Here is a 10694-nt window from a genome sequence, read left to right on the forward strand (position 1 = left end):
TGTTATTTATTAAAATATTTATAAGAAAAATAATTATCAACTTTAATAAAAACAATCGTTTTTTAACCTTATTTTTTCTAAACTTAAAAAATTAATAAAATATTTGACTTTATGAAAAAAATATTATAATATAATTAATATAATCTTTTTTATTTCCTTAAAATATCAAAAAGAATGATTCTCTTGAAGAAGCGCTATTTTTTTTAACTTTCTTTTTTAAAACAATTAAACAAAAATAAAAGTGAGGTTTTTTTAATGAAAAAAATATTTTTTTTTGATATTGATGACACTTTAATGACTAGAGAGTATGTTATCCACCCTCAAACTCGACAATTGATTCAAGATTTAGCGAAAGAACCTAATGTTAAATTAGGAATAGCAACAGGTAGAAGTCTTGGAGGAATATCTAATCTAGGGGATTTATTGCCTCTTTTTGAAAATTTAGTGTTAATGAATGGTAGTTATATTATCGCCGATCAAAAAAATATCCACGAACAAAAACTTTCCAAAGAATTATTAAAGAAAATCATTAATAAAGGGAAAGAGTATTCTATTGGATTAGGTATTATTGGTTTAGATAAAAGAGAAATTGTTGTGATTAATTCTGATGTGGAAAAATTAATCGAAACCGACGGCAAAAGAAAATGGATTATTAAAGAAGGTCAACAAATAAATGTTAACGAAAATTTCCATGTTGAAAAATTAGATTACGATGTTTACCAAATGTGGGCTTTCCATGAAGATAACATTGTAGTAGATAAATTATTCCAAGAAATAGAAGTTTTAAAACCTTATTTTTCTCGCCCAGGAAGAAGCGATTTAGTGTATCGTTATTTCAACAAAGCTTCTGGCATTAAAAAAATTCAAGAATTATATCCTGATTTCCAAGTGGTTTGTATTGGTGACGGACACAATGATATTGAAATGTTAAAACTGGCAGACATAGGCATCGCGATGGGTAATACTAAATACAAAGAAGTATTGCAAAACGCTCAATTAGTTGCTCCTAGTATTGAAAAAAACCAATTATATGACTTTTTCAAAGCTAATAAACTAGTTTGATAATTAATCCTTATTTTTCATATATTAAAAAAACCTCTTTTTTAAGAGGTTTTTTTAATATGGAAACTATTTTAATTATGAGAAATATTTATTTTATCATAAAAAATAAAGAAAGTTCTTTTAAAACTCTTTGTTTCAAACTGAAAAGTTATAAATAGAGGTGTTTTTTTTAATCAGGTTAACTATTTTACAAGCTTTGATTTTGCTATTGAAATCTTGAAAAGATTTAAAGTAATTCAATAAACCTTCTAAATCCAAATTACTACTAAAAAAAGTGGGCAATTTATGTTCGAAACGATAATATAATAAAGGAAGTAAAACATCATCTCTAAAATAGTAAGTCATGTTTTCAGAACCTATATCATCTAAAATTAAGCAAGGCACTTTTTTCAAATAATGAATTTTTTTTTCTAAGAGATCGCTATACCAAGCAGTTTTAAATTGACGTGCTAAATCAGGCATAAAAATAAATAAAACAGAGATGTTTTTATCGATTAATTCTTTGGCCAAAGCTTTAAGAAGGAAAGTTTTTCCTGTCCCAAAATGTCCATGAAGATAAAATCCTGTTTTAACACGATCAAAAGACCTTATCATCTCTTTAGTTTTTTGCAAAATTTTTCCTTGCACTAAATTATTAATTTTAAAATCATTTAAATCCACTTCTTCTAGTTTTAAATCTTGGTTAAATAAAATATTATTTTGTTCTAAGTTATTTTTTAAATCGATATGTTTGGTTGCAGTTGTTTCTTGCAACATAATATGCAGATAAGGTTTAGTTTTTAAAACTTGTTTATAACCAAACCTGTGATCTTTATGCTTATTTTGTAGATAATTAAAAACCATCATCACATCTTTATCTTCTACTTTTAAGTTTTTAGTCTCCGGATCGTTAGAAATAACTTCTTTCATTTCATCTAAATATTTTTTATTTACTAAAACCATCATTAAACCTTTTAATTTTTAAATCCTAATTCTTTTTCGAAATTATCTAACCAAGCAGGACTGTTTTTATTGTCTTTTTTTCTAGTTTTAAAGACGTTTTCTTCCATAAGGTAATCATAAGCCGTCTCGGTAGTTATAATTCCTTTTTTAGTCCAAGATTTTAAAATTGTGTCAAAATAATTATAAGAAATAAAAGAATCATCTTTATGAGCTTTTATCTTACAAACATACATAATTAAAGCGTTAATAACTCCAATTTCGACCTCTGTTTTTTTCAACAACAAAAACACAGTATCATACAAATCAGCGCCAAAACGTTTATTTTTACTAAAATTCTTAATAATCCTATGGGGGTGAGAATTTTTCAAATAAAGAATCATTTCGTTGGTTTCCGTATTTACATTTTTATTGCTTAAAGTTTTAATTTTAGCATTACTTTGCGAAAACTTAAGGTTTAAACTATTTCTTAAATGGTTTAAATCTAGATCATCTTCATAATTATTGCGAAAGCTTTCTTGGTATAAAGCGGCCATTTCTTCAGGTGTTAAAACGTACACGAAAGCTAATTTAATAATATAATCCATGTTTCGCCATTCCAATAAAAAAGGTTTTTTAAATCTTTCTGATAAATGGTTTAAAAAAGATTCATAATTAAAATATTTTTGTAATACAGTGGTTTGTTTTTTTTGTTCATTATTATATTTAAAACTATTTAAAGTTTCTTGAGGATTCATTTTTTCAAAATGATAAACGTCAGCAAAATGTTTACTTACGTTTTGATAAGTCGTTAAATTCAAGGAAGTTTCTGGCAGTAATATCTTTTCCAAAGAGAAATAAATATGTTCGCCGACCTCACTTAATAAGAATTGACTCAAAAGAGGATCTTTAAAAAATAAAACCGCGCTTAAAGGAGGATTCAGAACATAAAGATTCTCTTTTTTTTTATTTTGATAAGTCGTTAACAAATCAACTGCTTCTAGTTTGTCTTTAAATTGGACAAAAGTTTTTTCATCAATGTTTAATAAATCCAATAAAAATTGATGAATCAAATTAGTCCCCTCCAGATCATTAGAATTGAAAAAAGATAAAGTGTAATAAAGGCCTATAGCGTCTGTTCCTATTAAAGGCTGATACAATAAAGTTAAATTTTTTTGTTCTTCATGAGATAAGATATTGCGATTATGAACGTTAAAATTTTGTAAAGCAAACACTATGAATCTCCTTTAAAAAATATTTTTTAAATAATTAATCTTTTTTAGTTATCATGGGTTGGCAATGAGAACAAAAATAAGAACCACGCCCGCCTATTTTTCTTTTTTCAATTTTATTTTGACAAACTACACAATTTTGCTTATCTTTTCCATGCACTAATAGCTTATTTTGAAAAGAACCCGTTTGCCCTAAAGCATCGAAAGTACTAATAGTAGTCCCGCCTAAAACAATCGATTCTTTTAAAATAAATTGCGCTTTAGTTAAAATTAATTGTGTTTGAACAAAATTAAGATAAGTTGCTTTAGTTTCTGGATGTAACCGCGCAGCAAATAAAATTTCGTTAGCATAAATATTGCCAATCCCGGAAATAATTTGTTGGTTTAACAAAACCTTCTTAATCACGACACGTGTTTTTTGCAAAAGATCATAAAAAGCCTTTGCATTGATTAAAAAAGGATCTAGAGCTAAACGCTCTAATTTGCTTTCTTCTAAATAACGATCTTTTTTAAATAATAAAAAACGCCCAAATTTACGAAAATCATAATATTGCAACACCATATCATTATCTAAAAGAAGACGAAAATACTCATGTTTTCCTATTTTTAGACAATCTTTTTGAGGTTTTAAATATAATTTACCTTCCATTCGTAAATGTCCCACAAGCACCCAATCATCACTTAAGAAAAAAAGCAAATATTTACCTTTTCTTTGAACGTCTAAAAAAGTTTGGTTTAACATTTGGTTAAAACGAGCAATATTTTGTACGATAGGTTCATAAAAAACTTTTATACCTTTAATAGTGCGGTTAACCAATTTTTTATGTAAATGACGAATAATGACTTCGACTTCTGGCAATTCTGGCATATTTTATTTTTTAACCTTTAAAATTTTTTTAAAATAAAAAGAAATTCTCTATTACTTTACTACTTTTAAAATTAATAAATGATTTTATGGGAGTTTACATTATTAAACCAAATATTAACTTAAACAAATTTACTATTTTAAAAACTAATTTAATCTTATTTCGTAAGAAAATGTCTATTAATAAAAAAATAAGAATTTTAATTATTTTTACGTTTGGTCGCTTAACTGTTGGAATTTATCGATTGTTAAAACATTGTTTTTAACTGATTTATCAAGAGAGCTTATTTTTCCGCCTAAAACTTTAACTTTTTGACCAGGTTGTAAGAAAAACTCAGGATTATCACTATCAATATGACCGAAGACTAAAACCACTTCATCAAAAGAATAATTTTTACCATCATAATTAATTTTTAAATTATTAGTATACCATTCTCTTACGTTTTTATTATTTTGTTTAACGTATCTCACTTTAACTTCTACAGTTGCATTATCTGTTACAAGGTGACGTTGATTATTTTTTTTTGCACTCATTTTATTTTTATTATCTCCTTTTAATTATTTTAAAAAAACTTTTTTTGCAAATTTTTTTATTTTCTTTATTTTCAATACTTATATTTTAAATTAGAAAAACTTAATCTTAACAAAATAAAAGAAATAATTTATCTTTTTATTTTGAAGATTAAGACCTTTTTAATCACTTTAAACCGTTAAAAAAATCGGAATAATAATCGGATTTCTTAAGGTAGATTCATAAATCCTTGGAGTGATAAAATCAATCACAGATTTTTTCAAATAGCTTTTATTGACTTTATCTAAGCGTAATAAATTTTGCACCATTTTTTTAACATCAGAAGATAATTTTTTAATTAATTCTTGGTTAGTTTTCATATAAATAAAACCACGCGAAACAATCATCGGAAAGTTCAGAACTTTCTTTTGTTTTAAATCGATACTAATAACAACTGATAGCAATCCTTCTTCATTTAAAATTCTTCTTTCTTTTAAAATCAGGTTGCCCACATCTTCTACGCCCGAACCATCAATATAAATATTATCCGAAGGGACACGACCGATTAATTGAGTTTTTTCTTGGCTAATACCTACCACATCGCCATTATCTAAAATTAAAATATTGCCCGGTTCTACACCACATTCAATCGCTAATTTTTTATGATGAATTAACATCACATGTTCGCCATGAACGGGAATAAAATATTTCGGTTTAATTAAATTCAACATTAATTTTAAATCATTTTGACTAGCGTGACCTGAAGTATGCGTATCCATCAATAAGCCGTGCACAATTACTTCCACATCCATTTTAAAGAGTAAATCCAAGATTTTATTAATACTCTCTTGATTACCAGGAATAGGTGAAGAAGAGAAAATAACCGTATCTTTTTGGTTTAATTTAACTTGTCTATGGATCCCATTAGCCATTCGACTAAGAGCTGCTAATGGTTCTCCTTGAGAGCCTGTACAAAGCAAAGTCACATCATCGTATTTCTCAATATCATTGTTATTTAAAATAGTGTCTTTAGGGATTTTTAAATAACCGTTTTTCATGCCTGTTTCGATTGCTTTTTCCATACTTCTACCAAAAACAACCACTTTTCTGCCAGTTAAAACACTAGCTTCAATGATTTGTTTAATACGGTAAAAGTTAGAAGCAAAAGTAACAATCACTATTCTCCCTTTTATTTTATAAAAAAGTTGATTAATAGTGGCGCCAATTTTGTGCTCAGACTGAATCATACCTTCGTTTTGGGAATTGGTCGAATCAGAAAATAAACATAAAACACCATCTTTACCTAAATCAGATAATTTAGAATATTCTGCTAAAGGACCTTCAGGAGTGTTATCGATTTTAAAATCTCCAGTATAAAAAACCACATTATCTTTATTTTTAAAAACAATGCCAAAAGTATCCGGAATAGAGTGGTTCAAACGAATGAAAGAAACTTCTGTATTATCAAAAACAAATTTAGAATTATTATTATACTTTTCTAAAATACTGATATATTTATTTAATTTATAATCTATTAATTTCAATTCTATTAAATCATAAGCAATGCCCGTCACATAAATTTTAGGAATATTGATTCTTTTCAATAAAAAAGGTATACTTCCGATATGATCTTCATGTCCGTGAGTAATAAATAAGCCCACAATTTTATGTTCGTTTTGCAGTAAATATTCATAACTAGGAATAATATAGTTTACCCCTAAAAAGGAATCATCAGAAAAAGAAATACCTGAATCAACAATAAAAATCTTTTGTTCGATTTCAAAAACATACATATTTTTACCGACTTCACCTAATCCGCCCAAAGCGTAAAAGACAATATCAAATTCCTTCGGAGAAACGTTTTGATTGATCATTTCCATTTAATATATTTCAACCTTTTTTCCTTTCTTGATCTTTTTTTAAAGAATGTTTTTCTTAACGTGAAATAGAAATTAAAACAGGAATAACGACTGGTTTCTTTTTCGTTTCTTTATAAATAAACTTAGATAAATCTTCTCTTAAGTTATTTTTGAAATCACTCCATTTAACTTGTTTATTAATCCTTAAAAAATCTTTACTTATTTTAGCGAATAAATCTTTTAGTTTCCAGAAAGTCGCATCCGTATTGCTTTTGTTTAAAAAACCTTTGCTAATTAATTCCACATTGCCCACGATTTCTCTGGCTTTTAAATCTAGATTACAAACAATGATGATAACACCATCGTTAGCTAAAAGTTCTCTATCTTTTAAAATGAAATCATTACCTTCTAAAACCGGTGTTCCATCAATTAAAATTTCCCCCAAATTTTTGAAAAAATTTCTTTTGACATAAGGTTTATTTTTGAAATCATAATTCCAAACATCACCATTTTCCAATAAGAAAATTTTATTATTAGGATAATTGAATTTTTGAGCGTTTTTCTTAATTTGGCATTGATGTCTGTATTCGCCTGCTACAGGAATTAAAAAGTTAGGTTTTAATAAATGTAACATTAATTTGAAATTCTCTTCATAATTATAAGAAGAAGATTTTAATAAATCTTTTTCTAAAACATCGACAATAAAGCCTTTTCGAACTAAAATATCAACTGTTTTATTTTGAATTTTATCCACTCCAGTGGCTTCGATAGATAATAATAAAATCTTATCTTTAGGATGTAGTTTCATCAAACGGTCGGTTTGTTTACACATTCTTTGCAATCTGTAAAAAGGTTCAAAACGTTTTCCTACTACTATCACCACTAAATTTTTATATTTTAAATAATCTGTGGATGTTTTTAAATTAATTAAAGATTTTTCCGGAATTTTTAAATAATTTTTTTGTAAAGCAACATCAATAATTTTTTCACTTTTACGCCCTAAAATAACAACTTTTAAATTAGACTCTAAAGCTAAATCAATCGCTAACTGAATTTTTAATAAATCAGGGACTAAAAAAGAAATAATAATATTGTTTTCTATACTAGCAAAATAACTACTCAAATAGTATTCTAAAATTTCTTCTTTTTTCTGAGTAATAATGCTAAAAGCTCCTTGCGAAGCAGGGACTAAAGCTAAAAATTCTTTTTGCGATAACTCTGATAAATGAGCAAAGTTAGTTTGGAAATTAACATCTTTAGATTGAACAAAATGCATCTCACTAATATACACTATCAAACCTTGTGAAGTTTCAAAAGCGACCCCTAAAGTTTCCGGTAAAAAATGAGATATCCCAAAAAAATGAGCTTTAGTGTTGCCAAATTCTATCACTGATTTATCTTGAACAGCTCTAAATTCTACATTATGCGCATTGACGTTGTTTTGGTGTAAATTTATTTTTAAAACTTCAATAGTGAAGTCAGAAGCGTAAACCGGAATATCTTCTAAATAATCAATCATATATGGCAAAGCGCCAGAATGAGTTTCGAAAGCGGAAGTGATGAAAATACCTTTAATTTGTTCTTTAATAGATTCCAAGCGATGATAATCAGGAATAACACAATCTATCCCATTAGAGACTACATTAGGATTTTTAAGTCCTGCATCTAAAATAAAATAAGAAGAATCTACTTTCAATAAATAAAAATTTTTTCCATTTTCCCCTATACCACCTAAGGCAAAAAAATTTATTTCTTTCATGAAATGTAATTTATACTCCTTGAACAAAAATTTTTATTAATCTTTAGAAATTGTTAAAAATTATTTTATAATGGGAATTGTTAAAAATGATTTTTTATTAATTCGTCTTTAAATGAAGGAAACATAAAATCTTAGAAAGTAGATAAATAATATCCATGGATTACCCTTTCAAAAAAGAAAAAAATAACGTTATCAGCAACAAAAGCAATTTAGGTGCTAATTTAGAGAGAGATATTAATTTAACTAATCGTTTTTATCAAGAACAAGAAATAGCATTGGTTTATAAAAACGAAATCCCTATCCAAGTATTAAGAGTAGAATACCCTCAAAGAAAACAAGCTAAAATAGTGGAAGCTTATTATCGTACTTCTTCTCTACCAGATTATCACGGTATTTACAAAGGTAAATATCTATCTTTTGACGTTAAAGAAACTAACAATAAAAACAGCTTTTCACTGAGTAATATTCCTCAACATCAAATAGAGATTTTACAAAGAACACAAAAATTTAACGGAATTGCTTTTTTTATTGTTCATTTTAAATTTAAAAATAAGTATTTTTATTTACCGATTGATTTTTTAACTAATTTTTTAAACAATAATAAGGCTAAAAATATCAGTTATCAAATTTTTGAAAAAGAGCTCTTTAGCATTCCGTTTAATTATAATCCAAGAATTGATTATCTTAAAGTAATAGATAAATTCATTGAATAATTTTTTTGCAAAAGGAAATTATTCAATTTTTTTATTCTAACGAAAAACTTTCTAAATTTACTTTTAAAATAGGATTCACAAAATACAAAATAAAACCAATAACTATATTTTGTAAAACAACAGATAATGTGTAATAACCCAAAATTAGTTTATATGGCAAATTAGAATCCTTTATAAAGCTTTTGTATTCATGTAAAATTTCATGAGACTGGTTATGATAAAGTAAAAAAGAAAAAATGGCATAAGAAATAATTTGAACAATTGCTATTAACGACAAACTTCCTGCAATCACTTTTTTACCTTGTGATAAATGTCTTAATTCTTTGCGGTGAAAAAAACCTGAAATAGTACAAGCTAAATAAGGCGTCACAAATACAAAAAATAATAAGCCTAAAAATAATACCTTTTTCGATTCTGTATCTTTTAAAAGCAATTCAAAAAAATGCCTATCCATCGCATATTCCATGCAAATATGAATTGCTACATATAATAAATTAGAAAAGAAACTGAATTTCCATCCAAATAAAAATCCTATCAAAATAAGAGGTAATAATTCTATTCTTATTAAAGTAATATGACAATTATGTCCGCCGTAAAATAATTTAACAAAAACCATCTCTAAAAAGAAAGAAATTGCTATAAAAAGTGAAACAACAATCATCTTTTTTAATAAAACTTGTTTCTTGTTTTTATTCATATCCCTTCCTTTCATTATACATTTTTTATTTCTATTTTTACTAAAAAAGAGAAATAATTTTTTTATTTTTTTTAAATTAACAACCCTTCTTCTAATAAAGATAATAAATCTTGATTATTAGCGTTTAAAATATAATCACCTATATTATGAGTTTTTAAGACTGTTTCTAAATCTTCTTTACGATAATAAACATCGATAAATTGATCAGTAAATAAGGATAAATTATCTTCTTTATGAAAGAAATCACCTCTTAAATTCATTTGTTTAATTTTACCTTTTTGTAAATCTAATAAAATTTCTAATTTGCCCCAAGAGAAATGTTTTTTCAAAGTTTTAGAATATTGAGGATGTTCAAAATATAACCATTTTTCAGAAGAATATTTTTGCGCCAACGTTTCAACTTTGACTATTTCTTCTTCGTTCAAAACATATTCTTTTTGCGCTAATTCTTTTTCTAAATAACGTACTAATTCGTCTTTTGACATGCGATCTAAATGGTCTTTTAAATTTGTCACACGAGCAGAAACGCTATCAATTCCTTTAGAAATTAATTTTTCATTACTTGGTGTAACGCAACGCACCATCACGTCTATATCACAATTATACAGTAAAGTACCATGAATGATAATGCCGTTTTGATTTTGTAAAAAAGCATTTCCAGATACTTTTTTACCTTCTAACAAAATATCGTTTCTACCACTAAAATATAAATCAACTCCTAATTTTTTAAAAGGGGGAATAATTTTATTCAAATGTTCTTTAAAAGTGAAATTTTGGTTTTTTCTTTTAGTAATGATGCTGTAAAGAGGAGTTTCCTCATCATTATAAACACATCCGCCACCAGTAGGACGACGAAAAAGATTAATCTTATTTTTTTTAACATAATCCAAATTAACTTCGTTTTCGATAACTTGGTTTTTACCTATTACAACTCCTTTAATAGTCCATAGAAAAAAAAGACTTCATCCATTTCTTTTAAAACATTGTTTAAAATATATTCTTCTAAGGCGTAATAAAAATAAGGTTTCAAATCTATATTTCTTAAAAATTTAACTAAAATCATTTTTTTTACACTTCC

General features: G+C 26.3%; 9 protein-coding genes and 1 pseudogene. 2 read left to right on the forward strand and 8 right to left on the reverse strand.

Translation table 11 applies throughout. From position 1 onward, the window contains the following. Positions 1-255: 255 nt before the first annotated feature. Positions 256-1062 carry an HAD family hydrolase gene (locus RI01_RS01470; protein ID WP_017192889.1) on the forward strand — a complete coding sequence of 269 codons (807 nt, stop codon included), beginning with the start codon at positions 256-258 and terminating at the stop codon, positions 1060-1062. Positions 1063-1197: 135 nt separating this feature from the next. Here RI01_RS01470 and RI01_RS01475 read toward each other — a convergent pair whose 3' ends face one another. The 6 genes from RI01_RS01475 to RI01_RS01500 all read right to left on the reverse strand — a co-directional run bounded on the left by RI01_RS01475 (position 1198) and on the right by RI01_RS01500 (position 8206). After that, complete coding sequence (locus RI01_RS01475) at positions 1198-2007, reverse strand: ATP-binding protein (protein ID WP_235728178.1); 810 nt, start codon at positions 2005-2007, stop codon at positions 1198-1200. An 8-nt stretch (positions 2008-2015) separates the two neighbouring features. After that, positions 2016-3215 (reverse strand): DnaD domain protein, encoded by a 1200-nt coding sequence (locus tag RI01_RS01480; RefSeq protein WP_017192892.1) that lies wholly within the window; start codon positions 3213-3215, stop codon positions 2016-2018. A gap of 34 nt (positions 3216-3249) precedes the next feature. After that, positions 3250-4080: a DNA-formamidopyrimidine glycosylase gene (gene mutM, locus RI01_RS01485; protein WP_017192893.1), complete on the reverse strand. Its 831-nt coding sequence runs from the start codon at positions 4078-4080 to the stop codon at positions 3250-3252. Positions 4081-4287: 207 nt separating this feature from the next. Then, the gene (locus RI01_RS01490; protein ID WP_017192894.1) at positions 4288-4611 is read right to left on the reverse strand and encodes a hypothetical protein; all 324 of its coding nucleotides are present in this window, start codon (positions 4609-4611) and stop codon (positions 4288-4290) included. A 168-nt stretch (positions 4612-4779) separates the two neighbouring features. Beyond that, complete coding sequence (locus RI01_RS01495; protein ID WP_017192895.1) at positions 4780-6468, reverse strand: ribonuclease J; 1689 nt, start codon at positions 6466-6468, stop codon at positions 4780-4782. 55 nt (positions 6469-6523) lie between these two features. After that, positions 6524-8206 carry a ribonuclease J gene (locus RI01_RS01500; RefSeq protein WP_017192896.1) on the reverse strand — a complete coding sequence of 561 codons (1683 nt, stop codon included), beginning with the start codon at positions 8204-8206 and terminating at the stop codon, positions 6524-6526. Between the two features lie 155 nt (positions 8207-8361). On the opposite strand from RI01_RS01500, the gene recU reads away from it, so the two are divergent. Next, positions 8362-8919, forward strand: a complete 558-nt coding sequence (gene recU / locus RI01_RS01505) for a Holliday junction resolvase RecU (protein ID WP_017192897.1) — start codon at positions 8362-8364, stop codon at positions 8917-8919. A gap of 31 nt (positions 8920-8950) precedes the next feature. Here the strand turns inward: recU and RI01_RS01510 are convergent, their stop codons facing one another. Next, the gene (locus tag RI01_RS01510; protein ID WP_017192898.1) at positions 8951-9616 is read right to left on the reverse strand and encodes an ECF transporter S component; all 666 of its coding nucleotides are present in this window, start codon (positions 9614-9616) and stop codon (positions 8951-8953) included. Positions 9617-9687: 71 nt separating this feature from the next. After that, positions 9688-10679, reverse strand: a pseudogene (locus tag RI01_RS01515) (lipoate--protein ligase). Positions 10680-10694: the final 15 nt, after the last annotated feature.

The organism is Italian clover phyllody phytoplasma str. MA1 (genome assembly GCF_000300695.1).
Classification (GTDB): domain Bacteria; phylum Bacillota_I; class Bacilli_A; order Acholeplasmatales; family Acholeplasmataceae; genus Phytoplasma.